This is a genomic window from Bacillus sp. XT-2, from assembly GCF_025696525.1.
In the GTDB taxonomy this organism is placed as follows: Bacteria; Bacillota; Bacilli; order Bacillales; family Bacillaceae; genus Bacillus; species Bacillus halotolerans.
Genome location: NZ_JAHVOC010000001.1, coordinates 619,243 through 644,383, shown reverse-complemented (window position 1 = coordinate 644,383; position 25,141 = coordinate 619,243). Strand labels below are relative to the sequence as shown.

The 25,141-nt window shown below is 45.4% G+C and carries 25 protein-coding genes; 5 read left to right on the top strand and 20 right to left on the bottom strand.

Features of this window, described 5'->3' with window-relative positions; all coding sequences use genetic code 11:
• Positions 1–12 precede the first annotated feature (12 nt).
• Genes KXD37_RS03485 through mce form a run of 3 tightly spaced genes read right to left on the bottom strand, consistent with a single transcriptional unit; the run spans position 13 to position 3,085 of the window.
• Positions 13–1,128, bottom strand: coding sequence for a tripeptidase T (locus KXD37_RS03485; RefSeq protein ID WP_106020070.1), 1,116 nt, complete (start codon positions 1,126–1,128; stop codon positions 13–15).
• Positions 1,129–1,146: 18 nt separating this feature from the next.
• On the bottom strand, positions 1,147–2,670 hold the full coding sequence (locus KXD37_RS03480; protein WP_106020339.1) for an acyl-CoA carboxylase subunit beta: 1,524 nt from the start codon (positions 2,668–2,670) through the stop codon (positions 1,147–1,149).
• Positions 2,663–3,085 carry a methylmalonyl-CoA epimerase gene (gene mce / locus KXD37_RS03475; RefSeq protein WP_095713238.1) on the bottom strand — a complete coding sequence of 141 codons (423 nt, stop codon included), beginning with the start codon at positions 3,083–3,085 and terminating at the stop codon, positions 2,663–2,665. The genes KXD37_RS03480 and mce overlap by 8 nt, the downstream gene beginning before the upstream one ends.
• 89 nt (positions 3,086–3,174) lie before the next feature.
• On the opposite strand from mce, the gene prli42 reads away from it, so the two are divergent.
• Entirely contained in the window at positions 3,175–3,267 is a 93-nt protein-coding gene (gene prli42, locus KXD37_RS03470; protein WP_003226489.1) for a stressosome-associated protein Prli42, read from the top strand.
• 20 nt (positions 3,268–3,287) lie between these two features.
• Here prli42 and KXD37_RS03465 read toward each other — a convergent pair whose 3' ends face one another.
• The 6 genes from KXD37_RS03465 to brxB form a co-directional block, all read right to left on the bottom strand.
• Complete coding sequence (locus KXD37_RS03465) at positions 3,288–3,818, bottom strand: L,D-transpeptidase (protein WP_024121974.1); 531 nt, start codon at positions 3,816–3,818, stop codon at positions 3,288–3,290.
• Positions 3,819–3,869: 51 nt separating this feature from the next.
• A complete protein-coding gene (locus KXD37_RS03460) occupies positions 3,870–4,838 on the bottom strand; it encodes an aromatic acid exporter family protein (RefSeq protein WP_024121975.1) in 969 nt (322 codons plus the stop codon).
• A 71-nt stretch (positions 4,839–4,909) separates the two neighbouring features.
• Positions 4,910–5,632, bottom strand: a complete 723-nt coding sequence (gene artR, locus KXD37_RS03455) for an arginine ABC transporter ATP-binding protein ArtR (protein ID WP_024121976.1) — start codon at positions 5,630–5,632, stop codon at positions 4,910–4,912.
• On the bottom strand, positions 5,625–6,284 hold the full coding sequence (gene artQ / locus KXD37_RS03450; RefSeq protein ID WP_014664528.1) for an arginine ABC transporter permease ArtQ: 660 nt from the start codon (positions 6,282–6,284) through the stop codon (positions 5,625–5,627). Before artQ ends, artR begins: the two co-directional genes overlap by 8 nt.
• Before the next feature lie 79 nt (positions 6,285–6,363).
• Entirely contained in the window at positions 6,364–7,131 is a 768-nt protein-coding gene (gene artP, locus KXD37_RS03445; RefSeq protein ID WP_095713240.1) for an arginine ABC transporter substrate-binding protein ArtP, read from the bottom strand.
• Positions 7,132–7,396: 265 nt separating this feature from the next.
• Positions 7,397–7,834 carry a bacilliredoxin BrxB gene (gene brxB / locus KXD37_RS03440; RefSeq protein ID WP_024121978.1) on the bottom strand — a complete coding sequence of 146 codons (438 nt, stop codon included), beginning with the start codon at positions 7,832–7,834 and terminating at the stop codon, positions 7,397–7,399.
• Between the two features lie 161 nt (positions 7,835–7,995).
• Here brxB and KXD37_RS03435 point away from each other — a divergent pair, with 161 nt between their 5' ends.
• The 3 genes from KXD37_RS03435 (at position 7,996) to KXD37_RS03425 (ending at position 11,090) form a co-directional block, all read left to right on the top strand.
• A complete protein-coding gene (locus KXD37_RS03435; protein WP_188323123.1) occupies positions 7,996–8,889 on the top strand; it encodes a YegS/Rv2252/BmrU family lipid kinase in 894 nt (297 codons plus the stop codon).
• Between the two features lie 123 nt (positions 8,890–9,012).
• Positions 9,013–10,182, top strand: a complete 1,170-nt coding sequence (gene bmr / locus KXD37_RS03430; RefSeq protein WP_024121980.1) for a multidrug efflux MFS transporter Bmr — start codon at positions 9,013–9,015, stop codon at positions 10,180–10,182.
• A 71-nt stretch (positions 10,183–10,253) separates the two neighbouring features.
• On the top strand, positions 10,254–11,090 hold the full coding sequence (locus tag KXD37_RS03425) for a MerR family transcriptional regulator (protein ID WP_024121981.1): 837 nt from the start codon (positions 10,254–10,256) through the stop codon (positions 11,088–11,090).
• Between the two features lie 61 nt (positions 11,091–11,151).
• On the opposite strand, the gene KXD37_RS03420 is transcribed toward KXD37_RS03425, so the two are convergent.
• The 8 genes from KXD37_RS03420 to KXD37_RS03385 form a co-directional block, all read right to left on the bottom strand.
• Positions 11,152–12,417, bottom strand: coding sequence for a dihydrolipoamide acetyltransferase family protein (locus KXD37_RS03420; protein WP_106022132.1), 1,266 nt, complete (start codon positions 12,415–12,417; stop codon positions 11,152–11,154).
• 21 nt (positions 12,418–12,438) lie between these two features.
• Complete coding sequence (gene bfmBAB, locus KXD37_RS03415) at positions 12,439–13,422, bottom strand: 3-methyl-2-oxobutanoate dehydrogenase subunit beta (protein WP_103672249.1); 984 nt, start codon at positions 13,420–13,422, stop codon at positions 12,439–12,441.
• Between the two features lie 13 nt (positions 13,423–13,435).
• A complete protein-coding gene (bfmBAA, locus tag KXD37_RS03410; protein ID WP_024121984.1) occupies positions 13,436–14,428 on the bottom strand; it encodes a 3-methyl-2-oxobutanoate dehydrogenase subunit alpha in 993 nt (330 codons plus the stop codon).
• 21 nt (positions 14,429–14,449) lie between these two features.
• Entirely contained in the window at positions 14,450–15,874 is a 1,425-nt protein-coding gene (gene lpdA / locus KXD37_RS03405; RefSeq protein WP_106022131.1) for a dihydrolipoyl dehydrogenase, read from the bottom strand.
• A gap of 19 nt (positions 15,875–15,893) precedes the next feature.
• Positions 15,894–16,979 carry a butyrate kinase gene (gene buk, locus KXD37_RS03400; protein ID WP_024121986.1) on the bottom strand — a complete coding sequence of 362 codons (1,086 nt, stop codon included), beginning with the start codon at positions 16,977–16,979 and terminating at the stop codon, positions 15,894–15,896.
• 23 nt (positions 16,980–17,002) lie between these two features.
• A complete protein-coding gene (gene bcd / locus KXD37_RS03395) occupies positions 17,003–18,097 on the bottom strand; it encodes a branched-chain amino acid dehydrogenase (protein WP_024121987.1) in 1,095 nt (364 codons plus the stop codon).
• 11 nt (positions 18,098–18,108) lie between these two features.
• Complete coding sequence (yqiS, locus tag KXD37_RS03390; RefSeq protein ID WP_059293634.1) at positions 18,109–19,008, bottom strand: phosphate butyryltransferase; 900 nt, start codon at positions 19,006–19,008, stop codon at positions 18,109–18,111.
• 124 nt (positions 19,009–19,132) lie between these two features.
• Positions 19,133–21,211 (bottom strand): sigma-54 interaction domain-containing protein, encoded by a 2,079-nt coding sequence (locus KXD37_RS03385; protein WP_127696784.1) that lies wholly within the window; start codon positions 21,209–21,211, stop codon positions 19,133–19,135.
• Between the two features lie 151 nt (positions 21,212–21,362).
• On the opposite strand from KXD37_RS03385, the gene KXD37_RS03380 reads away from it, so the two are divergent.
• The gene (locus tag KXD37_RS03380; RefSeq protein WP_024121990.1) at positions 21,363–21,605 is read left to right on the top strand and encodes a DUF2627 domain-containing protein; all 243 of its coding nucleotides are present in this window, start codon (positions 21,363–21,365) and stop codon (positions 21,603–21,605) included.
• 35 nt (positions 21,606–21,640) lie between these two features.
• Here KXD37_RS03380 and prpB read toward each other — a convergent pair whose 3' ends face one another.
• From prpB to mmgD, 3 genes are read right to left on the bottom strand one after another with little or no spacing between them, the layout of a single operon-like run.
• Positions 21,641–22,546, bottom strand: a complete 906-nt coding sequence (gene prpB / locus KXD37_RS03375; RefSeq protein ID WP_127696783.1) for a methylisocitrate lyase — start codon at positions 22,544–22,546, stop codon at positions 21,641–21,643.
• Between the two features lie 16 nt (positions 22,547–22,562).
• Complete coding sequence (locus tag KXD37_RS03370; protein ID WP_188323124.1) at positions 22,563–23,981, bottom strand: bifunctional 2-methylcitrate dehydratase/aconitate hydratase; 1,419 nt, start codon at positions 23,979–23,981, stop codon at positions 22,563–22,565.
• 14 nt (positions 23,982–23,995) lie between these two features.
• The gene (gene mmgD / locus KXD37_RS03365; protein WP_254517723.1) at positions 23,996–25,120 is read right to left on the bottom strand and encodes a citrate synthase; all 1,125 of its coding nucleotides are present in this window, start codon (positions 25,118–25,120) and stop codon (positions 23,996–23,998) included.
• Positions 25,121–25,141: the final 21 nt, after the last annotated feature.

Sequence of the window (25,141 nt, the reverse complement as noted above, 5' to 3'; positions counted from 1 at the left end):
GGTTTTTCTTCATTATTTTGCTGCTTCTTCAATAATAGCAACAACCATTTCTGCTGTTTTCACCAGCTCTTCAATCGGCATTTTTTCGTTCTTCGTATGAATTTGCTCATACCCGACAGCAAGATTGACCGTTGGGATGCCGTGGCCTGCGATTACGTTTGCGTCGCTTCCGCCGCCGCTCGTTTGCAGCTCGCTCGTGCGTCCGATTTTCGCTGCCGCTTTTTTCGCGATTTCAACGACTTGGTCGCCATCTTGATATTTAAACCCTGGATACATGACTTCGATTTCAACTTCTGCACGTCCGCCCATATCAGCTGCCGCCTCTTCAAAAGCAGCTTTCATTTTTTGAACCTGCGCTTCCATTTTTTCTGGAACTAAAGAACGGGCTTCAGCGAGAATATGAACTTCGTCGCACACAATGTTTGTTTGTGTGCCGCCTTCAAATCGGCCGATGTTTGCTGTTGTTTCTTCATCGATGCGGCCCAAAGGCATTTTTGAAATGGCCTTGCTTGCGATTGTAATCGCTGATATACCTTTTTCTGGTTCAACTCCGGCGTGTGCAGTTTTACCGTAAATCGCCGCTCTTACCTTCGCCTGAGTCGGTGCCGCAACAATGATATTGCCGACTTTTCCGTCTGAATCAAGAGCATAACCGTAGGATGCTGTCATCATGGAACGGTCAAGCGCCTTTGCCCCGATAAGACCTGATTCTTCACCTACAGTGATGATGAATTCAATCGTGCCATGCTCAATGTTTTCTTCTTTGAGCACTTTAATTGCTTCAAACATGGCAGCCAATCCCGCTTTGTCATCGGCGCCTAAAATTGTTGTGCCGTCTGTTTTAACATACCCGTCCTCAACAACCGGTTTTACGCCGTTTCCGGGTACGACTGTGTCCATATGAGATGTAAAATAAATTGTATCTGTCTTTTTCGTTCCTTTTAATGTGCAGATCAGGTTTCCTGCTCCGTGGCCAGTGATACCCATCGTATCGTCTTCTTTTACATCTACACCTAAATCAGAAAATTTTTGTTTCAGCACTTTGCAGATTTCAGCTTCGTGCTTCGTTTCTGAATCGATTTGAACAAGCTCTAAAAATTCTTCCAGCAGGCGTTTTTCATTCACCATTTGTAAGTCCCCTCCATGTTAAAGCGGTATGTTACCGTGCTTTTTTTTCGGTCTCTCTTCTGTCTTATGTGCAAGCATGTGAAAAGCTTGGATGAGTCTTTTCCTTGATTCTTCCGGCAAAATGATGTCATCGACCATTCCGCATGCCGCCGCTTTATAAGGGCTGGCGTTTTGTTTTTTGTATTCAGCTGTTTTTTCGCGTTTTGTCTTTTGCGGGTCAGTTGACGCTTCAATATCTTTATCATACAAAATAGATGCCGCACCTTCAGCACCCATCACTGCGATTTCGGCATTTGGCCAAGCAAACACGAGATCCGCTCCGATGGATTTGCTGTTCATAGCGACATACGACCCGCCATACGCTTTTCTGATGATGAGCGTTACTTTCGGGACCGTCGCTTCTGCATAAGCAAACAGCAATTTGGCTCCGTGCCTGATAATGCCATTATGCTCCTGATGAATGCCGGGCAAAAACCCCGGTACATCTTCGACAGTTAACAGCGGGATGTCAAAGGCGTCACAAAACCGGATAAATCTCGCTGCTTTATCAGCCGCGTCAATCGTCAGGCTTCCTGCTAAATGTTTCGGCTGGTTTGCCACAATTCCGATCGTTTTTTGGCCAAGCTTTGCAAATCCGATCACTATATTTTTCGCAAAATACGGCTGAATCTCAAAAAAAGACTGCGGATCAGCCAATTCCTGAATCACCGCCCGAACATCATACGGCTTTGTGCTGTCAGCCGGCACGAGGTGGTTTATTAACGAGCTGGAGGCCTCATCCACAGATGAAGGTAGTGATATCTGTTTGTCGAGCGGCAAATAAGACAGCAGCTTCTTCACTCCTGCCAGAACCTCCTCTTCCGTTTTTCCGGAAAAGTGGGCATTTCCGCTGACGGCATTATGTATTCCCGCTCCTCCTAAGCTCTCCGCATCAACCTGTTCTCCTGTTACTTTTTCAATGACCTTCGGACCGGTAATAAACATTCGGCCCGTCTGTTCTGCCATAAAGATAAAATCAGTAAGTGCCGGAGAGTACACAGCGCCTCCAGCGCACGGCCCTAATATAACCGAGATTTGCGGAATGACTCCGGAATATAAGACGTTTCGGTAAAATATGTGACCGTATCCATCTAATGATACCACACCCTCTTGAATTCTCGCACCACCTGAGTCGTTCAGCCCGATAATCGGTGCTTTATTTTTTGCTGCAAGATCCATCAGAGAGGTGATTTTTTTCGCATGGGTTTCGCCAAGCGCCCCGCCGAATACGGTAAAATCCTGCGCAAACACATATACAGAGCGGCCGTCAATCGTACCGTAACCCGTCACGACTCCATCTCCCAATATACGCTGCTCCCTCGTTAAGCTTCGGCTCTCCATGAAGGGATATAATTCGATAAAACTATCCTCATCCAAGAGATAGGCGATCCTTTCCCGCGCTGTGAGCTTTCCCTTTTTCCGCTGTTCAGCTTGCTTCGCATGTCCCCCGCCTTCTTCCGCCTGCCTGCGCCTGTTGTATAGATGACCGATATGCTCATTCATGTTCAATGTCTTGATCTCCTTTCGGTTCACAGAGCTCGACAAGCACGCCGTTTGTTTCCCGCGGAGAAATAAACGCGATCTGTTTCCCGTTTGCTCCCTGTCTCGGCTGCCTGTCTATTACATCAATTTGCCGGTTTGATAATGCTTGAAGCTGATCTGTTAAGCCGCTGCATAAAAACGCAACATGGTGCAGCCCCTCTCCTTTTTTATCTAAAAATGTACGGACAGGGCTGTCAGGCGTTAACGGCTCGATCAGCTCCAAATAAACGCCTCCCGCTTGGAAAAGAGCAATGGTCACCTTTTGCTCTTCAACCGTTTCTTGATGAAGAAACGTTAATCCCAATACATCTTCATAAAAAGCTCTGGCCTTGTTTATGGAATAAACGGCAATCCCAATATGGTCAAGTCCGGTCATTTTCATCCCTGCTTTCCGGCGATAGATATCGCTTGTCCGCCCATACAAAACACGTTAAAATATAATCAGATTGTCTAAGGAGTGAAACCATGTCTCAAAAACTGATGAAAAGCGTTTTAATCGTGATTTTGGGAGTTTTTATTCTTTCAACAGTACTCTCAGGAATCGTTATGTTTTTATAATGATAAAAAAGCAGGCGGCCTTATTGAACGGGAACATCCTGCTTTTTTATCAGGGCTTTATGCTCAATGGCAATCTCCTCAAAAGCCCGGGAGTCTTTCGTGATCAGCACTCTCGTCCCCACCGGAATCTCTTGAAACAGATGGACAACTTCATCGTTATGCATACGTATACAGCCGTTAGATACAAATTGACCGATAGATTCTTCCCGGTTTGTCCCGTGAATTCCGTAGATCCGGCCGTCTGTCCCTCTCGCATCAAACCCAATCCATCTTGCCCCAAGCGGATTCTCAGAAGCTCCGCCTTCAATATTTTTCTTTCTGTAATAAGGATTCGCCGCTTTTACTGTAATCGAAAATTCTCCCTCAGGCGTCAGATCATCCGACTTTCCGGTTGCCACACGATAAACGCCTTCAATTTTGTTGTCGATGATGACAGCAAGCTCATTTGTTTTCTTGTTGACAATAACATACGGGTCACCTGGAAGCGGATTTTCGCCAAGAGGCCATATCGGAGAAATAATCATCAATATTGAACATAAGAAAAAACGCATAAGCTCCTCCTTTTCCATTAGGTTGACCAATGGAGGATGAGCTCATGCGAGTTAAGCGAGCGATTTTTCTGCTTTGATTCCTTTGAAATAACTTTTGATCACTAAATATTGCTCCATTTCCCCAAGAAGATGAAAGAGTGCGGCTCTCGCTTCAAATTCTTCTCTTGTCGCAGGAAGCGGCATCTCTTCGAATTCTTTTCTCATGTCAGCAAGTCTTTTCAAAAATTTGTAGGCTGTATTCCCCGGGTGAATTGCTTCCCGCAGATCGCGAAGAAACTCAGCAATCATTTTACCTTGGTCCACCGTAATGGAGATGGATGTCACTTTAGGAAGAAGGCGCTCGATGATTTCAAATTGTTTTTCTCTCATTTTAAAATAATGATAGTGCTGATTTTCGTGGCGAAGAATGTGATTTTGTACATCTCGGTACGCCAGGTTTTTGGCTTCAGTGATTAACTGGTGTGTTTCCGGAATTTCTTTTCCTGTCCAATCTTGCTCACCAGTTAACAAATACCGTTCGATTTCTGCGAAAATGACAGCAAAATTGTCCTCTATCTTTTTTCGATAGGCGATCAGCTTTCGGTCAAGGCTCGGCATATACAGATTCATTAAAAGAGCGACGCCGATTCCCACCGTAATTAACTGGACTTCATTCCAGATGAATTGGGGCGTAATGCCGCCGGACATATACAGATGAAGGATAATAACAGAGCTGGTGACGATACCTTCGTTGATTTTTAATACAACTGTTGTCGGGATGAAAATCAGCAAAAGCAATCCAATGACAAACGGATGATAACCAATCAGTTCGAAAAAGAGATAGGAAAAGAGAATTGCCAGACAGCATGCTGCAAATCGGGCCCATGACGCTTGAAGCGACCGTTTTTGTGTGATTTGTATGCACAAAATGGTGATGATTCCTGCTGATGCGAAGTTTTGCAAATGCAATAGCTGGCTTATATAAATAGCCAGAGCTGTTCCAAGTGCGGTCTTTATTGTGCGGTAACCAATTTTAAACATGTCGGACTCCATTCTATTTGTTTCTTCAACAAAAAAGAAGAAGCACAAGCCTTCTCCTTTTTCCCTATATTCTATAATATTTTTTCTAAAAAGTCCTGCGCTCTTTTGGATTTTGGCGAAAGAAAAAATTCTTTCGGGTTGCCGTCCTCGACAATCATTCCTTCATCCATAAATAACACGCGGTCGGCCACTTCTTTTGCAAAGCCCATTTCGTGTGTAACGATTACCATGGTCATACCGGTTTCGACCAGTTCTTTCATGACCTGGAGCACTTCTTTGACCATTTCAGGGTCAAGCGCGGATGTCGGCTCGTCGAACAGCATGATTTCAGGATTCATTGCCAAAGCACGAGCGATGGCGACACGCTGCTTTTGTCCGCCTGATAAACGGTTTGGATAGTCATTTCGCTTTTCAAACAATCCGACTTTGCGCAGCAGCTCTTCGGCTTTTCCCTGTGCAGTCTGCTTGGATTCTTTTTTGACATTTACAGGTGCGTACATGATATTTTCGAGAACCGTTTTGTGCGGAAAAAGATGAAAATGCTGAAATACCATTCCGATGTTTTCCCGTACCTTTAATGTATTGGTTTTCGGCTGCGTAATCTCTTTGTCTTTAATTGTGATGGTTCCGCCGTTAGGTTTCTCCAAGAGATTCAAACAGCGAAGAAATGTTGATTTGCCTGAGCCTGAAGGGCCGATGACGGCAACAACCTCACCTTCAGCGATGTTTGTTGAAATGTTTTTTAATACTTCATGTTTCCCAAATGATTTTGACAGCTTTTCAACCTTAATCATTGGATTTCAGCTTCCTTTCTACAGCCTTGCCGATAAACGTTAAAATAAGGACAAGCACATAATAAATCAATCCGGCGATAATCAGCGGCTCAAGGTAATTGTAAGTGGCGGCGCCAGCTTGATACGCGCGTCTCATAACATCGCCAAGACCAATAACTGTAACGATCGCTGATTCTTTTGTTAACGTAATTAATTCATTTACAATGGCAGGTGATATATTTTTGAAGGCCTGCGGCAAAAGCAGATCCTTCATCATTTTGCCGTACGGAACACCCAGTGCGACAGCAGCCTCTTTTTGCCCTTTATCAATTGCGTTGATTCCCGCTCTGATAATTTCCGATACATAAGCAGCGGAATTCAGTGACAATGCGACAACCGCCGCCCAAAACTGGTCAATTTGAAAGCCGAGCAGCTGCGGGAGCCCGAAATAAACAATCATAAGCTGCAGCACTAAAGGCGTGCCGCGAAATACTGATGTGTAAAAATCAGCAATCCAGATCAGCGGGCGGAATGTGCTGATCTTGCATAAGCTTAGCACAATCCCTAATATAAGTCCGATAATAGCAGATACAACAACAATTTTTAATGTGATTGCTAAGCCTTCTAATATAAAAGGAATTTGGGGGATCGTTGCTGAAAAATCCAAATTCATAGCCTTTGTCTCCTTTTCTTACAGGAAAAAAGATTTCCTATTCAATAAAAAGGCTCAACGAAAAAGTTGAGCCGCTTTTTTACTTCTCGCCAGTGAACCATTTTTTCTTCAATTTATCGAGCTCTCCGTTATCTTGCATTTCTTTGAGCGCTTTATTGAATTTATCCGTCAGTTCACTGTCTTTTCTGAAAGCAATCGCAGAACCGGCTTCTTCCGCTTTCGCATCAGGAATCACGAAGCCCTGCAGGTCATCATTTGATTTAAAATACCCTTCTGCCACCATGTCTTCAATAATCGCAGCATCAAAGCGGTCAGATTTGATTTCCTGCACCAAATCAGAAATTCTGTTGCGGTCTTCTGTTTTAAAATCATATTCCGGAGAAAGCTCTTTCCCCTTCTCTTCCTGAATGGAGCCAAGCTGAACGCCGACTGTTTTTCCTTTGAGATCTTTTAAAGACTTAATGCCGCTGTCTTTTTTGCTGACAATCATATGATTCGCTGTGTAATATACATCGGAAAAATCAACTTGTTTTTTACGATCAGGCGTCGGTGTCATTCCTGACAAAACCAAATCAACTTGTTTTGATTTCAGTGCTGTAATTAAGCTGTTAAAGTCCATATCCTGCACTTCAATTTCGTAGCCGGTTTTCTTCGCAAGGGCCTTTGCCAAATCTACATCAAAACCGACAATGTTATCGCCATCTTTATATTCAAACGGTTTGTAATCCGCCGAAGTTCCCATAACTAATTTTTTCTTGCCGCTTTCTGAACCTGAACTGCTTGAGCCGCAAGCAGATAATGCAAAGGTGATGCACGCAGCTATCAGTAATAAGAGCCATTTTTTCATGATCCATTTCCCCCATATTCATTACTTTTATCATATTTGAATATTTATTCGTTAATTTGTATTTTAAACACTTTCTTATTTTTATGCAATACTATTTTTAAAAATTATCTCAAAGCTTATTTTTCCAGTAATCTCTTTTCATATTACTAGATAAAAGGACATCTTCTGTAGCGTAGCCATTGAATAAACTCTAATATTTATTCATTATAACTTGGAATTTTATGCACAAAAAACCCCGTGCCGCTCGGGCATCCGGGGTTTTATCTTATACTTCTTCGCAATATTCTTCGAAGGCTTCCTGCAGTTTAGAGACAACTGCCATCGGCTCATGGCCTTCAATCTCATGACGCTCCACCATTTTCATGATTTTCCCGTCTTTTAGAATAGCAAATGACGGAGAGGATGGCGGATATCCTTCGAAATATTCGCGCGCTCTTGCCGTCGCTTCTTTATCCTGTCCCGCAAACACAGTCACGAGCTGGTCAGGTCTTTTGTCATAATGAACGGAATGGTATGCAGCCGGTCTTGCGATCCCGCCCGCGCATCCGCAGACAGAGTTGACCATGACAAGCGTCGTTCCTTTTTTCGTAAGTGCCTCGTCCACCTCTTCAGCTGTTTTCAGTTCGGTATATCCGGCAGCTGTAATTTCTTGTCTCGCTTGGCGGACAACATCATTCATAAATAAATTAAAGTCCATGTTCAATGAAGACCTCTCCTTTTTCATCATCTGTTCTTATGATAGCAAGGAAACCGCCTTATCGGCAAATGCTACCGCTTATATCGGAGGATTTTTTGCTTTCCGTTTACTCCTTACAAGATAAGGGAATTATATAATCAGATGTATAAATAAAGGAGCAGTTTTGTATGAGCCACCGGAAAGCTTTACTTATTCATAACGGAAACGCCGGCAACAAAAATATAGAAAAAGCATTAGGAGCTGTTGTGCCGGTTTTATCACAATCGTTAGATGAGGTGATCATTAAACAGACAAAGAAAAAAGACGATGCCTATCATTTTTGCCGTTCAATAGATGATTCTATCGAGACTGTCTTTATTCTCGGCGGCGACGGTACAGTCCATCAATGCATCAATGGCATCAGTACTTTAGAAAGAAGGCCAGCTGTCGGTATTTTGCCCGGCGGAACGTGCAATGACTTTTCAAGAGTGCTGGGCATTCCTCAAAATCTTGCAAAGGCAGCCGAAGCACTCGTGTCAGGAAAAAAATCCAAGGTTGATGTATGCCAGATGAACGATCGTTATTTTTTGAATTTCTGGGGGATCGGCCTGATCGCAGAAACATCGAATCAAATCAACGAAACGGAAAAAGCGTTATTAGGAAAAATCAGCTATTTTACAAGCGCGTTACGTACCGTCTCATCCGCTGAGTCCTTTCCTATTTCATTGACAATCGATGGGCAAGAGATAAAAGATGAAGCCGTTATGCTGCTTGTCATGAACGGACAATACATTGGAACGAATCGAATTCCCCTGCCAGATGCCAGTATATGTGACGGATTACTTGATATCCTCATTTGCCGCAGCACCAATCTCTCCGCTTTGCGCGAGCTGATGAATATGGAACAGGGCACAACAGAGCGGTTCACCGGTGAGCTGTCCTATGTTCAGGCCTCTCGCGTCGAAATTGAAACGGATACCGTCAAAAAGGCTGATACAGATGGAGAAGTGTACACACATACACCCGCTGTGATTCAAGTCCTTCCGCAGCACATTGACATGCTTATTCCCAGCAATGAATAACTGTCCGCTGGTAAAGGACGTTTATAAAGTGCGAACAGCTTCATAGAAAGAAATCCGTTGACTCTCCCCTAAGAGGAGGTCTTACAGTATAAGGGATACACTTTCGTAAAAAGGGGAAGTCACATGAAGAAACAGAACATCACATTAGCTATATTATTAACCAATTTATTCATTGCTTTTTTAGGGATCGGGCTTGTGATTCCGGTAACGCCCGCGATTATGAATGAATTGCATTTATCCGGTACCGCGGTCGGCTATATGGTTGCATGCTTCGCTGTTACGCAGCTTATTGTGTCACCAATCGCCGGACGCTGGGTTGACCGCTTCGGACGCAAAATTATGATCGTGATTGGCCTGTTGTTTTTTAGTGTTTCAGAGTTTTTATTCGGCATCGGAAAAACAGTTGACATTTTATTTATATCCCGTATGCTTGGCGGCATCAGTGCTGCTTTCATTATGCCCGGGGTCACGGCTTTTATCGCCGATATCACTACTGTTAAAACACGGCCGAAAGCGCTCGGCTATATGTCAGCCGCTATTTCAACAGGTTTTATTATCGGCCCCGGCATTGGCGGATTTTTAGCGGAAATCCATTCCCGTCTGCCTTTCTTCTTTGCGGCAGCCTTTGCGTTAATAGCAGCCATTTTATCGATGCTAACGCTTCGGGAACCGGAGCGAAATCCTGAGAATGAGAAAATAGAGGGCCAAAAGACAGGATTCAAGCGGATTTTTGCACCTATGTATTTCATTGCTTTTCTCATCATTTTAATATCGTCTTTTGGATTAGCATCGTTTGAATCTTTATTTGCGTTATTCGTTGATCATAAATTCGGATTTACGGCCAGTGACATTGCCATTTTGATAACTGGGGGAGCAATTGTCGGAGCCATCACGCAAGTCGTCTTATTCGACCGCTTCACAAGGTGGTTTGGGGAAATCCGTTTAATCCGCTACAGCTTAATTCTCTCAACAAGTCTTGTGTTTTTGCTGACCATCGTAAATTCATATGCTGCGATTTTATTAGTTACCTTCACCGTATTTGTCGGATTTGATCTTATGCGCCCGGCAGTAACAACCTATCTGTCAAAAATTGCGGGAAATGAACAGGGATTTGCCGGCGGGATGAATTCAATGTTTACGAGTATCGGCAATGTGTTCGGCCCTATTATCGGGGGAATGCTATTCGATATTGACTTAAACTATCCATTCTATTTTGCAACAGTAGCTTTAGCCATAGGCATTGCGCTGACTATTGCCTGGAAAGCTCCTGCCCATATAAAAGCCAGCATGTAAAAAAAGCGTATTCTTTGTGTACTGCAAAGAATGCGCTTTTTTATTATACTGATCTTAAGGGGAGTGATGGCATGAAGGACTCGTTTTACTCAATTGGACAAGTTTCAAAACTGGCAAATGTGTCGATTAAAGCGCTTCGTTATTACGATAAGATTGATTTATTTAAACCCGCCTACGTCGACCCGGATACGAACTACCGCTATTATACTGACTCCCAGCTCTATCATCTTGATTTGATCAAATCATTAAAATATATCGGCACACCTTTAGAAGAGATGAAAAAGGCACAGGAATTAGAGATGGAGGAACTGTTTGCTTTTTATACAGAGCAGGAAAAGCAAATCAGGGAGAAATTAGATTTTTTATCAACATTGGAGCAGACCATTTCTCTGGTGAAAAAGCGAATGAAACGGCAGATGGAATATCCTGCGCTCGGTGAGGTGTTTGTTCTAGATGAAGCAGAAATACGGATTATACAGACAGAGGCAGAGGGAATCGGGCCTGAAAACGTGCTCAACGCCTCATACAGCAAACTAAAAACATTTATCGAATCAGCTGATGGTTTTTCGAACAATAGCTACGGTGCTACTTTCTCGTTTCAGCCGTACAACAACATTGATGAAATGACTTACCGTCATATTTTCACGCCTGTCTTAACGAATAAACAAATTTCTGCGATTACGCCGGATATGGAAATCACAACAATACCAAAAGGCAAATATGTTTGTATCGCTTATAATTTCTCGCCAGAGCATTATTTTCTCAACTTACAAAAGCTGATCAAGTATATCACGGACCGTCAATTAACGGTTATCAGTGATGTTTACGAGTTAATCATACCGATTCATTATTCTCCGAAAAAACAAGAAGAATATCGGGTTGAAATGAAAATCCGAATCGCAGAATAATGGTACATAGAAAAAGAGCATTTTTTGAAGTTATCGTTCAAAAAATGCTCTTTCTGTTTGTTTAGTAGACAGATGTTTTCTCATCTATCGATTCTAAAATTTCTTTGACACGTGCCAGGAATCTTCCGCACACGAGGCCATCAAGCACTCTGTGATCTAAAGACAGGCACAGATTGACCATATCTCTGACCGCAATCATGCCATGATCCATGACAACCGGGCGTTTGACGATCGATTCCACTTGAAGAATCGCAGCCTGAGGATAATTGATGATTCCCATCGACTGAACAGATCCGAACGAACCTGTATTGTTGACGGTAAACGTTCCTCCCTGCATATCGTCTGCTGACAATTTTCCGTCTCTTACCTTTTTGGCAAGGTCGGTAATTTCTCTCGCAATGCCTTTAATCGTTTTTTCATCAGCGTTTTTGATCACCGGAACAAATAAAGAATCTTCCGTGGCAACCGCGATTGAAATGTTGATATCTTTTTTCTGAATGATTTTGTCCCCCGCCCACATGCTGTTCATTTGCGGGAATTCCTTTAACGCCTGAGCGACCGCTTTTACGAAAAAAGCGAAAAAAGTTAAATTAAAGCCTTCTGTTTTCTTGAAGGAATCTTTTATACTGTTTCGGTATGCCACCATGTTTGTGACATCGACTTCCATCATCGTCCAAGCGTGAGGAATTTCTGTTTTGCTTCGTTTCATATTTGAAGCGATAGCTTTTCTAACAGCTGTGACAGGAATTTCTTTATCTCCGGCTGCTGCAGCAGGATGAGAAACGTTTTCTTTCGTCTCCTGTTTTTGCGCTGGTGCAGGAGCTGCTGCTTTTGGCTCTTCAGTCTGTTCTGAAACGCCTCCTGAATCAATGATACGCTGAATATCTTTTCTCGTGATCCTTCCGCCGGCGCCCGTTCCTTTCACTTGCTCAAGGTCAATGCCATGCTCTCCGGCCAAACGAAGTACGGCTGGAGAAAAACGTTTCTTATTGGCCTGACTGGCTGCTTCAGTGCGGCTTTCAGGAGCAGCTTGCCCGGCAGTTGGCGCTTCCGCCTGATCTTGTTTTTGTTCAGCCGGCTTTGCACCTTCTGTTTCGATTTTGCAAATCACTTCTCCGACTTGCAGGGTCTGGCTTTCTTCTCCCACAAGCTCTGTTATTGTACCGGTAAAAGAGGACGGAACCTCCGCGTTTACCTTATCTGTCATGACTTCCGCAATCGGATCGTATTTGTTCACCTTATCTCCAGGGGCGACAAGCCATTTGCTGATCGTGCCCTCTGTTACGCTTTCGCCAAGCTGCGGCATCGTCATTTGTTCTATTGCCATGATCGTATCCTCCTTACGTCTTTAAAACTCCGCTAATTCTCTCATCGCCGCTTCTACTTTATCAGGGTTGACCATAAAGTATTTTTCCATTGTCGGCGCATAAGGCATAGCCGGAATATCAGGACCTGCAAGCCGTTTGATCGGCGCGTCTAAGTCGAACAGACAATGCTCGGATATAATGGCAGCCACCTCACTCATGATACTGCCCTCTTTTGTATCTTCTGTGACCAAAAGGACCTTTCCGGTTTTGGATGCCGCTTCGATGATCGCTTCTTGATCAAGCGGGTATACCGTTCTTAAATCCACCACATGTACAGAAATGCCGTCTTTTTCGAGACGTTCTGCCGCCTGTAAAGCAAAGTGGACACAAAGCCCGTATGTGATCACCGTGATGTCGTCGCCTTCCCTTTTTACATCAGCCTTGCCGATAGGAAGTACATAATCATCTGCCGGAACCTCTCCTTTGATCAGACGATACGCGCGCTTGTGCTCAAAAAACAGCACCGGGTCTTCATCACGAACTGCGGCTTTTAAGAGTCCTTTCGCGTCATATGGCGTTGAAGGCATCACAATTTTCAGTCCGGGCTGATTGGCGAAAATCGCTTCGACTGATTGAGAATGATAAAGCGCTCCGTGCACGCCGCCACCGTACGGCGCTCTGACAACGATCGGGCAGCTCCAGTCATTGTTGCTGCGGTAGCGGATTTTAGCAGCCTCAGAAATAATCTGGTTTACCGCCGGCATAATAAAATCAGCAAACTGCATTTCGGCAATCGGCCTCATGCCGTACATAGCCGCTCCGATACCGACTCCGGCGATCGCTGATTCAGCAAGCGGCGTATCCATGACACGCTCTTCTCCAAATTGTTCGTACAGACCGGCTGTGGCTTTAAATACCCCGCCTTTTTTTCCTACATCTTCCCCAAGAACGAAGACACGTGAATCTCGTTCCATTTCTTCTTTCATTGCCAAATTGATCGCATCAATATATGACATTACTGACATTTGTACTTCCTCCCTACTTCGCATACACATAATCGAGCGCTGACTCAGGAGCTGCATAAGGAGCGTTCTCCGCTTCATCTGTCGCCTCGTTTATGATTGCCATGATTTCGTCCAGCATGGTTTGTTCTATCTCTTCGGTCAGCAGGCCTATTTCCTTTAAGTAGGCTTGATAAGTAAATAGGGGATCACTTTTTTTCGCTTCCTCTACTTCTTCACGGCCTCTGTAGCTGCTGTCGTCGTCATCGCTGGAATGCGGTGTCAGGCGGTAAGAAATCGTCTCAATTAAGGTAGGGCCTTCTCCTCTTCGCGCCCGTTCACGCGCTTCTTTCACCGCTTGATAAACTTCGAGCGGATCGTTTCCATTCACCGTTACGCCAGGCATTCCATAGCCTACGGCACGATCTGAAATATTTTCACATGCTACTTGCTTATCGTAAGGGACCGAAATCGCGTATTTGTTGTTTTCACACATAAAAATAACCGGAAGCTTATGAACAGCGGCAAAGTTTGCCCCTTCATGGAAATCGCCTTGGTTTGAAGATCCTTCTCCAAATGTGACAAAAGCCGCAATGTCTTTTTTCTCCATTCGTCCAGCCAGCGCAATGCCGACCGCATGCGGCACTTGCGTTGTTACCGGAGAAGACCCCGTCACGATCCGGTTTTCCTTTTGACCGAAATGCCCCGGCATTTGGCGGCCTCCTGAGTTTGGATCTGCTGCTTTGGCAAACCCGGACATCATTAAGTCCTTCGCAGTCATGCCAAACGCAAGCACGACACCCATGTCTCTATAGTAAGGCAGCACATAATCCGTTTCACGGTCAAGGGCGAAAGCTGCTCCTACTTGTGCTGCTTCCTGTCCTTGACAAGAGATAACAAACGGGATTTTACCAGAGCGGTTTAACAGCCACATTCTTTCATCGATTTTTCTAGCTAACAGCATCGTTCTATACATATCAACGGCTTCCTGATCAGTCAGCCCTAATGCTTGATGTCGGTTTGTACTCATTCGAGCGCCTCCTTTATGCTTTTAAAAATGAATGGCTTTGCCATCTGCAGCAAGCGCTGCTTCTCCAATCGCTTCAGACAGCGTCGGGTGCGGGTGGATCGTTTGTCCGACCTCCCATGGCGTCGCATCCAGCACTTTTGCAAGACCTGCTTCTGATATCATGTCAGTGACATGCGGGCCTATCATATGCACGCCGAGAATATCATCCGTTTCACGGTCCGCCACGATTTTTACAAATCCGTCGCTTTCTCCATATACAAGCGCTTTTCCAATTGCCATAAATGGGAACTTGCCGATCTTGACATTATGCCCATTCGCTATTGCCTCATCTTCTGTTAAGCCGACACTGGCAGCTTCAGGGCTTGAGTAAATGCACTTCGGTACAAGTGTTGGATCAAGCGGATGCGGATTGAGACCCGCAAAATGCTCAACGGCAATGATTCCTTCATGCGATGCAACATGAGCTAACTGAAGGCCACCGATTACGTCTCCGATTGCATAAATATGAGATTCCTTCGTTTGGCAGCTTTCATTTACTGAAATGACGCCGTTTTCAGTGACGATATCGGTGTTTTCTATACCGATTCCTTCGATATTTGCCTGTCTGCCGATGGAAACGAGCATTTTTTCAGCAGAGTAGGTAACGGTTTCTCCGTCTTTTTGCGCCTGTATGCTGATTTCGCCTGATGATTTTTTCAACGTATCAGGCAGCACTTTAGCTCCTGTGACAAACTGAATTCCTTTTTTCGTAAGAAGGCTTTGCATTTCTTTTGAAATGTCCTGGTCTTCAGTCGGCAATATCCGGTCCGCATATTCGATAACCGTTACGTTTACGCCAAAGTCATGAAGCATGGATGCCCATTCGATTCCAATGACCCCTCCGCCGACGATGATCATCGATTTTGGAAGCTCCTCCATTTGGAGCGCTTCATCCGAGGTCAAAACAAACTCTCCGTCCGCTTCCAGACCCGGAAGCATTCTCGGCCTTGAACCTGTAGCTATAATGACCTGCTTCGGGATCAGCATGTCATTTTCTTCGCCATTTCCCCGTTCAACAGAAATCGTTCCCGGCAGCGGAGAGAAAATAGACGGTCCGAGGATGCGCCCATATCCGTCATACACGTCAATTTTTCCTTTTTTCATTAAATGATTGACGCCTGCTGCAAGCTTATCAACAACAGCCTGCTTACGGTGCTGTACCTTTTCAAAGTTGAGGGAAACGCCGGACGTTTCGACTCCGAATTGATCGGCTTCACGGGCTGTCCGGTACACTTCCGCGCTTCTCAGCAGCGCTTTACTCGGAATACAGCCTTTATGCAGGCATGTTCCACCGAGCTTTTCTTTTTCTACAACGGCTGTTTTTAAGCCGAGCTGCGCCGCTCTGATCGCCGCGACATAACCGCCTGTACCGCCGCCCAGAATGACTACATCATACTCAGTTGCCATCTGACTCACTCCTGTCTGTCTATTCAATGCGATATTGTTTGGATTGCTCTTCGCCCTGCAATACCCTGAGCGCCCCTTGTGCCAGAGATTGCAGTTCGTTTTCTCCCGGATATACTAAAACGTCCGAAATCCAATCTATGTATGATCTGATGCTGGAAACAAAGCTTTTGCCGTAAGCCAGACCTCCTGTCAGAACAATGGCCTCGACTTCGCCTTTTAAAACGGCGCTTGCTGCTCCGATTTCCTTCGCTACCTGATACGCCATGGCGTCAAAAATTAAGCGGGCTTTTTCATCGCCCTCCTGAATCATTTGTTCTACTTTCACAGCGTCATTTGTACCGAGATAACCGGAGAGCCCGCCGGTTCCCACCAGTTTTTTCATCATTTCTTCTTTTGTATATTCTCCTGAAAAGCATAAATCGACGAGATCCCCCGCAGGCACTGTTCCTGCGCGTTCAGGACTGAACGGTCCCTCTCCGTGAAGGCCGTTGTTGACGTCCACCACCCGGCCCCGGTCATGTACACCTATTGTAATGCCGCCGCCCAAATGAGTAATGATCATTTTCATATTCTCATATCGTTTGCCAAGAGAGTCTGCCGCCTTACGGGCGACAGCTTTTTGGTTTAAAGCATGAAAAATGCTTTTCCGTTCAATTTCCGGCATGCCTGATATTTTAGCGAGCTCTGACATTTCGTCAACTACAACAGGGTCTACAATATAAGATGGAATGTTGAGGCCATCAGCAATTTCTCTTGCGATAATGCCTCCTAAATTGGAGGCATGCTGTCCTGCATAACCGCTTTTCAAGTCCTCAATCATATCGTCATTCACTTCATATGTCCCGCCTTCTATCGGACGGAGAAGACCCCCTCTGGCACAGACAGCATCAAATTTTGAAATATTGATGCCCTGTTCATGAAGCGATTCGAGGATATGCTTTTTTCGAAACTCATACTGGTCAATAATATGGTCGAACTGCTGCAGCTCTTCTATGTCGTGTCTCAGTGTTTTTTCAAAAATACTGCGTTCATTATGAAAAACACCGATTTTCGTTGAAGTTGAGCCTGGATTAATGGTGAGAATGCGTTTTTCATCATGTAGCATTTCAAAACCTCCAGATCAATTTCTTAGCGTCTGCTTAATATATGGTGGCCGTTTTGCAAAAACTGGCTTCTTGAGCGGCGATTGCGTTCAATTCGTTCTTCAGCCAAGCGGTCAGCCGCTAAATACGTCGGAATGCCGTCACGCTGGGAAATGTCAAGGACACGTTCAATGTTAGCGTAAATGCCCTCAACCTTTTTCAGTGCACGTTCCGCATTATAGCCATAAAGCTCATCCGCAACGTTGATAACGCCGCCCGCGTTGATGACGTAGTCCGGTGCGTAAACAATGCCCATTTCGTGAATTTGATCGCCGTGGCGAGTTTCTTTCAGCTGATTGTTAGCCGCGCCTGCAATCACTTTAGCTTTCAGCTGCTTAATAGTATCGTCATTGATGGTTGCACCAAGAGCACACGGCGCATAAATATCGCAGTTCTGAGAATAAATATCTTCTGGATCAACCGCACGAGCGCCAAAATCTTGTACCGCACGTTCAACTGATTGCTTGTTGATATCCGTAACGATTAAGCTTGCTCCTTCTTCATGAAGGTGGCGGCATAGATTGTAAGCCACGTTGCCAACACCCTGTACAGCGATGGTTTTTCCTTCAAGAGAGTCCGTGCCGAATGCAGCTTTAGCGGCAGCCTTCATGCCTTTATACACCCCGTAAGCAGTAACAGGAGACGGATTTCCTGAAGAGCCGAATGCTGGGGAAATACCTGTGACAAAATCTGTTTCATCATGAATGATATCCATATCCTCAACCGTTGTGCCGACATCCTCAGCCGTAATATATCTGCCGTTAAGCCCTTGAATATAACGGCCGAACGCGCGGAACATTTCTTCATTTTTATCCTTGCGCGGATCGCCGATGATAACCGTTTTTCCGCCACCCAGGTTTAAGCCTGCCGCCGCGTTTTTATAGGTCATGCCTCTTGCAAGTCTCAGTGCGTCTTCAATCGCAGCTTCTTCATTTTCATACGTCCACATTCTCGTTCCGCCGAGCGCTGGTCCCAGTGTTGTATCATGAATTGCGATAATTGCCTTTAATCCTGATTGTTCGTCTTGGCAGAAAACCAATTGCTCATAATCGTATTGCTCCATATATTTAAAAAGTTCCATATCAGTTCCTCCTAAAGTGTGTATTCTTCAGATGCGCATAATGCCAGCGCGATCGAATACAGTTTGTTTTCAGCGGAATCCGCTCTGCTCGTTAATGCAATCGGCGCTTTGGCCCCCGTAATGACAGCCGCCACGTGTGCTTTCGCAAAATAAATCAGTGATTTATATAAAATATTTCCCGCTTCAATCGAAGGGACAAGAAGGATATCGGCGCTGCCCGCTACGTCTCCCGAAATCTTTTTCTGAGCCGCGGCAATTTGCGATACTGCGTTATCCAAGGCAAGCGGTCCATCTACAATGCACCCTTTAATCTGCCCTCTTTTGCACATTTGGGCGAGAGCAGCTGCATTGACCGTCGCTTCCATCTTCGGATTTACCGTTTCTACCGCTGCAAGGGCAGCCGCTTTTGGCATATTGTTCCCTACTGCACGCGCGACATGAACAGCATTTTGAAGAATCTGCTGAAGCTCCTCCAGCGAAGGGGCAATATTCATAGCCGAATCTGTCACAAACATCAGTCTCTCAAAGTCAGGAATATCAAACACGGCCACATGAGAAAGGACACGGGATTTCCGCAGCCCTTCCTGTTTGTTTAATACCGCTTTAAGCAAAACAGAAGTCGGCACATTCCCTTTCATTAAGACGTCTGCTTTTTTTTGATGAACAGCGCGAACCGCTAGCTTCGCCGATTCCTCCGGCGTATTGGCATGAATGATTTCCACTTGATGCCCTTGCATGGAGGATGTCAGGTCGTTCAGTTTTTTGCTGTCGCCCACTAATAAAAAACGGACGGACAAATGCTCGGCTGCCAGTTTCACAGCCCGGATCACTTCCTCATCCTCAGCATGAGCAACCGCAATGGTCTTGTTTTTGTACATCGACGCTTTGCCGATCAAATCTTTCAGCTTCATCAGTTACCACCTTTCTTGTCTCGACTCCGCTTTTTATTATGCAAGTTCTATGCCAGCTCGGTGCGATGCTGTCATGATGGATGCGAAGAAAGATTCGTGCAGACGTTTGCGCTTATTCTGCAAATTATTGCATGCCTTCATTTGCAAGGCCGTATTTATCCATTTTGTAATATAAATTTCGAATGCTGACGCCGAGGGCTTTCGCTGTTTTCGTACGGTTAAAATGATGCTTTTCCAGCGTTTGCTGAATCAAGTGCGCTTCAAATTTTTCAACGGCCTTAGACAGCTTTTCGCCTTCGATGTCAGGAAAGTCAAACCCGGCTACCTGTTCTGCGCTGCTTTCTTTTTGTTCTATTTCAAATACAGGCAAATGCTCTTTTTCAATCCATTCCATGTGCGGCTTCAGAAAAATCATTGCTCGTCCAAGGACATTTTCCAGCTCGCGGACATTCCCCGGCCAATGGTAAGCCGACAATGCCCGCAAAGCCTGCTGGGTCAGTCCCTTTACATTCCGGCCGTAATCGCGGTTAATTTTTTGAATGAGCCTTTCACTGAGCGCTTCAATGTCTTCAATCCGCTGACGCAAAGGGGGGATAGAGATGGGATAGCGATTGATGCGGTAATACAGATCTTCACGGAACGTCCCATCCGCCATTGCTTTTTCGATATTTACATTTGTGGCTGCAATAATTCTCACATTAACAGGGATTGCCTTCGTGCCTCCCACTCTGACGATCTCTTTTTCTTGAAGGACGCGCAGCAGTTTCGCCTGCATATTTTGCGTCAGCTCGCCGATTTCGTCTAAGAAAATGCTGCCGTTATTGGCTTCTTCAAATAAGCCCTTCTTGCCGCCGCGCTTCGCTCCCGAAAACGCGCCTTCCTCGTAGCCAAACAGTTCTGATTCCAGAAGATTTTCTGAAAGAGCGGCGCAATTTACGCGGATGAATTTATTGTATTTCCTGTCGCTTTCGTTATGGATGGCATGGGCAAACAGCTCTTTGCCCGTGCCCGATTCTCCGCGCAGCAAAATCGTTGCCGGCGTTTTCGCTCCAAGCTTCGCCTGCTCAAGCGCAACCAGTATTTGCTCACTTTTGCCGATAATATCGTCAAAGGTATATTTCGCTTCGAGCGTGCGGATAATCTGCCTGGCCCTGTTAAGCTCCGCGGTCAGCATTTTAATTTCTGACACGTCATGGATCACTCCGACACTGCCTTTTAAAATGCCATCCACAATCACCGGCGCTACATTGACGATGACCTCTTTTTTATTCGGGCCGACCTTCATTCTGACGCCGCGCACTGGGCGTCTTGTCTCAAGCACCTTTAAATGCATGCTTTCCCCTTCAGAAATATCAGTGCTCGCCGGCTTGCCGATGACTTCTTTTTCAGAAAGCCCAGTCATTTTTGTGTATGCTTTATTGATCAACAGGCCAATGCCGTTTTCATCAACGACAGAAATCGCCTCGTCGGAGGATTGTATAATCGCCTCCAGCATCGTGCGCACCTGTTTTAAATTTGTCACTTCCTCCGCCAGCTCGACTGCATCTGTAATATCCTTAAATACACTGAGTGCTCCGAGCAGACGTCCGCCTTCATCAATGATCGGCAGCCTTGTTGTTACAATTTGCAAATTTTCACCCAAGAGCTGTTTTTGATTGTATTCAGGCTCTCTCGTTTTTAAAATCCGAGGCATCTTTGTGCTCGGGATGACTTCTTTGATCGGGCGTCCAATGACTTCCTCACGTTGTTTTCCCACCATATTTTCAGCCATATGATTAAACAGAATGATCTCTTCATTGATATCAATAAAAATCATTCCGTCGTGGGTGGAATTAAAGATTCGGTCATGTTTGTATGTTTGTTCTTTTAGCATTTGAATCAGCTGCTGTTTTTCTTCCATAAGCTGAAACACAATGTAAGCCATCTTTCCCGGCATAACAATGGTCTGCTCATGTTTTTCCTGAAGGAGTTCGTCAAGTACAGCTTGATCACCCGTTGTATGAATGACGATATCCGGCTTTTGTTGTATGTATGGTTTCCAATCAGATGAAACGGCAATTCCATAATGTTTTGCTTCTTTTAATCCCGGCGCTTCGGGGTTTTTGTCAACCACGGCAATAATGTCTATGATGGCTGTTTTAATGAGAATTTGTAATAACGCCGTTCCCCTTTTACCGGCACCTACGATCAGTACCTTCTGCATCCCGATACCCCTTTGTATGAAAAAATTTGCATACCTGTTTTTTCCGTTGCAATAATTTGCACAACCCTATGTTACCACGTTTTCTTCTCTTGACAAAATATTTTTTCCGCTGGACAATAAAGGAAATGAAAAATAAAGGGGTTTTCTGAACATGAGCCGACTTCTTGCGCTTTTGATTTTAGTGCTCCCCGGCGCCATTTCTGCTTTAGGCATTAAACTGATGAGAGATATGCTTTTCGGCCATACGGTAAAGCCATTTTCTTCTCTTTGGCTCCAAGGTTTATCAGGATTAATCTTTTTCGTTTTCGGCCTGTATGTGCTGGCCGGGTTCATCTTGTACAGAGACAGAAAACGCAATCAAGTCAGTCCGCGATTCAGAAAACAAAAGATGTAAAAAAGCCGGAGAATGCTCCGGCTTTTTTGTTCGCATTATTTATCAGGCAAGACGGTCTTGGCAATCGTTTTGTCCAGCGCTTCATAATCATAATAAGAAATCGTTTCATACAGCTCCTTACGCGTCTGCATATCATCAAGCCCTTCTTTTTGCGATCCGCGCTCCCTTATCAAGCTAAACATCCGTTCATAAGCCTTTGCCGCAGCTCTGAGCGAGGTGACCGGATAGATCACCATCTGAAACCCCATAGCAGCAAATTCATCTGCATGATAATACGGGGTTTTCCCAAACTCAGTCATATTGGCAAGAAGCGGGACAGGGATCTGTTCAGCAAACTGGCGAAATTCGTTTTCTGTTTGAAGCGCTTCAGGGAATATTGCGTCCGCTCCCGCCTCAATGTATGCCAAAGCGCGTTTTATTGCGGATTCAAGTCCTTCCTGCGCTCTTGCATCTGTACGGGCGACAATCACAAGTGATGGTGCCGCTTGTTTAATGGCTTTTATTTTTTGCGCCAATTCCTGAGCCGGGACAAGCTGTTTGCCATTCAAATGCCCGCATTTTTTCGGAAGCTGCTGGTCCTCTATTTGCACAGCTGCCACCCTTGCTTCCAGCATCTCGCGGGCGGTGCGGGCAGCGTTTAATACCCCGCCAAAGCCCGTATCGATATCAACGAGCAAAGGCAGGTCTGCTGCGCGGACAAGATCTTTTGCCCGTTCGGCCATTTCTGCCGACGTAACAATTCCGAGATCAGGCAGCCCCCTGCTGGCCGTATAAGCCGCACCCGATAAGTATAAGGCAGAAAAACCGGCCTCCTTCGCAAGCAAGGCGGCCATCCCGTCATGAACACCGGGAATTTGCAATATTTCCGGCGCACACATCAGCTTGCGGAAGCGTTCAGCAAGCTCTTCTTGGGACGATTGCTTATTGACGATCCAAGCCAAGATATGAATCCTCCTTTCACATACAGAACATATCGACAAAATCGTTTACACGCATCGTTTGTAATGTTTCAGAGCTGGTGCAGCGCTTGTAAATATGTTTTTGCTGCTTCTCAGAAAAATGGGTTTTGAGATTCGCAGAAAACTTTTCTAACAATTTTGGCACAGCCTCGCCTCTTCGAAAACGATGGCCCAGCGGAAATTCACATTCAACCATCTCTGTACTCGTTCCGTCTTTAAAATAAATCTGAACGGCATTTGAAATGGAGCGTTTATCTGGTTTGAGATAATCTTCCGTATATGCTTTGTTTTCAGTCACTTCCATTTTTTCTCGAAGTTTATCTATTCTTGGATCACTTGCCGTATCAGCCTCATAATGCTGTGCAGTGATATCACCGAATATTAAACCAATCGCTGTGATGTATTGCAGACAATGATCGCGATCCGCGGGATTATGCAGCGGGCCTTTTTTATCAATGATGCGAATAGCTGATTCATGCGTTCTGATAACAACACGGTCAATTTCATCGATACGGTCTTTGACCTGCGGATGAAGAATGACGGCACACTCTGCCGCTGTCTGGGCGTGGAATTCCGCAGGATAAGAGACTTTGAACAACACATGTTCCATGACATAAGCGTCAAGCGGGCGGGCGATCTTGATCTCTTTCTTGTTGAATAATACGTCTTGAAAGCCCCAGCCCGGAGCTGTCAAAGCTGTCGGGTAACCCATTTCCCCTTTTAATGCCATCAGTGCGAGATGAACGCCCCTGCTGGTCGCATCTCCTGCGGCCCACGATTTGCGCGAGCCTGTATTAGGCGCATGCCGGTATGTCCGCAAGGCTGCATTGTCAATCCAAGCATTCGAAAGCGCATGATTGATTTCTTCCCTTCCTCCGCCCAGCAGCTTTCCGGCTACAGCCGTCGTTGCCACCTTGACAAACAATACATGGTCAAGCCCGACACGGTTTAAGCTGTTTTCTAAAGCCAGCACACCTTGAATTTCGTGAGCCTTGATCATCGCTTCAAGGACGTCGCGAACCGTTAATGGCTCTTTTCCTTCAGACAGCCTCACTCTTGATACATAATCAGCCGCCGCAAGAATGCCCCCCAAGTTATCTGACGGATGCCCCCACTCCGCCGCAAGCCATGTATCGTTGTAATCAAGCCAGCGGATCATACACCCTATGTTAAATGCTGCCCGTACAGGATCAAGAACATATGACGTTCCCGGCACTCTGCTTCCGTTTGGCACACTGGTTCCTGGCACAATCGGGCCGAGCAGCTTGGTGCATTCGGGATAGCGGAGCGCTAAAATCCCGCAGCCGAGTGTATCCAGCAAAACGTGACCTGCCGTTGTAAACGCTTCTGAACTCGTAATCTCTTTCTCAAGCACATAGTCTGTTATTTCTTCAATGACATGATCCGTTTTCAGCATTCGACCAATTCCTTTCATGATTTGAATTTGTTCTCATATCGCGGGCCGGTATAGCGGACACGCGGGCGGAACAAGCGGTTATTGGTATGCTGTTCAATCACATGTGCGCATAAGCCTGCCGTTCTCGCACTGAAAAAGACAGGTGTATACAACGGAATTGGTATGCCAAGCATCCAATACACCGGGGCGGCGTAATAATCCAAATTCGGATAAAGCCCTTTTTCCCGCTCCATCAGCTGCTCCCCTGCTTCACACATTTCGTATAAACGGTGATCTCCGGTTCGATCGCATAATTGCTGAAGCGCTTCTTTCATCATTAGCGCTCTCGGGTCCATTTTTTTCATGTACACTCGGTGGCCGAAGCCCATGATTTTTTCTTTTTTTCTCAGTTTTGATAACAGGATTTGTTCAAAATCAGGCTTTGTTTTAGCCTCCAAAAGCATATACATGACCGCTTCGTTTGCGCCTCCATGAAGATTCCCCTTCAAAGAAGCTACAGCTCCTGTCAATGCGCCATAAAGATCCGATTGTGTTGAAGCAATCACCCTGGCCGTAAAGGTTGAATTCGGCATCTCATGCTCACTGTACAGAATGAGTGAACGGTCAAAGATCCGCTCTTCCAATGCGGACGGTATTTTCCCTGTCATCATGTATAAGAAATTCGCGCTGTAGGAAAGGTACTGAAGCGGGGGAATCGGTTTTCCTTTATTTATCTTTCTATAGCTGCTTGCTGTGAGCGCAGGCATTTTCCCTAAAAGCTGATAGGCGCGCTCCTTGTTTGCAGAAGGCGACCGATCGTCAATTTGGCGGTCGTAGCCGGCAAGAGCCGATACCCCGGTTCGCAGACAATCCATCGGATGAGTATGTTCAGGCAGCAGCTCAAGAAGACGGACAATGTCAGCCGTCAGGTTTGAAGCGCTGTTGACCTTCCTTTTGACCGTTTCCGTTTCATTTTCATCCGGCAGCCTCCCCTCCAGCAATAGATGCACCAGTTCTAGATAGCTTTTGGTTTTTGAAAGATCAATTAAATCATAGCCTCGAATCAATATCTGGCTGTACTGTGTGTCAAGATAAGAAATATCCGTTTCTGCCGCGACGACCCCATCCAGACCTGGAGAAAAATGCTGTTTACCATCCATATTCTCAACCTCCGCTTTGCG

Bases quoted from the DNA above. Each gene is read 5' to 3' on its own strand.
- artP (WP_095713240.1), bottom strand. From the start codon at position 7,131: ATGAAAAAATGGCTCTTATTACTGATAGCTGCGTGCATCACCTTTGCA.
- bcd (WP_024121987.1), bottom strand. From the start codon at position 18,097: ATGGAACTTTTTAAATATATGGAGCAATACGATTATGAGCAATTGGTT.
- artR (WP_024121976.1), bottom strand. From the start codon at position 5,632: ATGATTAAGGTTGAAAAGCTGTCAAAATCATTTGGGAAACATGAAGTA.
- KXD37_RS03435 (WP_188323123.1), top strand. From the start codon at position 7,996: ATGAGCCACCGGAAAGCTTTACTTATTCATAACGGAAACGCCGGCAAC.
- KXD37_RS03385 (WP_127696784.1), bottom strand. From the start codon at position 21,211: ATGCAGAAGGTACTGATCGTAGGTGCCGGTAAAAGGGGAACGGCGTTA.
- mmgD (WP_254517723.1), bottom strand. From the start codon at position 25,120: ATGGATGGTAAACAGCATTTTTCTCCAGGTCTGGATGGGGTCGTCGCG.
- KXD37_RS03370 (WP_188323124.1), bottom strand. From the start codon at position 23,981: ATGCTGAAAACGGATCATGTCATTGAAGAAATAACAGACTATGTGCTT.
- lpdA (WP_106022131.1), bottom strand. From the start codon at position 15,874: ATGGCAACTGAGTATGATGTAGTCATTCTGGGCGGCGGTACAGGCGGT.
- KXD37_RS03485 (WP_106020070.1), bottom strand. From the start codon at position 1,128: ATGGTGAATGAAAAACGCCTGCTGGAAGAATTTTTAGAGCTTGTTCAA.
- bfmBAA (WP_024121984.1), bottom strand. From the start codon at position 14,428: ATGAGTACAAACCGACATCAAGCATTAGGGCTGACTGATCAGGAAGCC.
- KXD37_RS03460 (WP_024121975.1), bottom strand. From the start codon at position 4,838: ATGTTTAAAATTGGTTACCGCACAATAAAGACCGCACTTGGAACAGCT.
- artQ (WP_014664528.1), bottom strand. From the start codon at position 6,284: ATGAATTTGGATTTTTCAGCAACGATCCCCCAAATTCCTTTTATATTA.
- bmr (WP_024121980.1), top strand. From the start codon at position 9,013: ATGAAGAAACAGAACATCACATTAGCTATATTATTAACCAATTTATTC.
- bfmBAB (WP_103672249.1), bottom strand. From the start codon at position 13,422: ATGTCAGTAATGTCATATATTGATGCGATCAATTTGGCAATGAAAGAA.
- KXD37_RS03380 (WP_024121990.1), top strand. From the start codon at position 21,363: ATGAGCCGACTTCTTGCGCTTTTGATTTTAGTGCTCCCCGGCGCCATT.
- KXD37_RS03480 (WP_106020339.1), bottom strand. From the start codon at position 2,670: ATGAATGAGCATATCGGTCATCTATACAACAGGCGCAGGCAGGCGGAA.
- mce (WP_095713238.1), bottom strand. From the start codon at position 3,085: ATGACCGGACTTGACCATATTGGGATTGCCGTTTATTCCATAAACAAG.
- KXD37_RS03465 (WP_024121974.1), bottom strand. From the start codon at position 3,818: ATGCGTTTTTTCTTATGTTCAATATTGATGATTATTTCTCCGATATGG.
- yqiS (WP_059293634.1), bottom strand. From the start codon at position 19,008: ATGAAGCTGAAAGATTTGATCGGCAAAGCGTCGATGTACAAAAACAAG.
- KXD37_RS03425 (WP_024121981.1), top strand. From the start codon at position 10,254: ATGAAGGACTCGTTTTACTCAATTGGACAAGTTTCAAAACTGGCAAAT.
- buk (WP_024121986.1), bottom strand. From the start codon at position 16,979: ATGCTACATGATGAAAAACGCATTCTCACCATTAATCCAGGCTCAACT.
- prli42 (WP_003226489.1), top strand. From the start codon at position 3,175: ATGTCTCAAAAACTGATGAAAAGCGTTTTAATCGTGATTTTGGGAGTT.
- KXD37_RS03420 (WP_106022132.1), bottom strand. From the start codon at position 12,417: ATGGCAATAGAACAAATGACGATGCCGCAGCTTGGCGAAAGCGTAACA.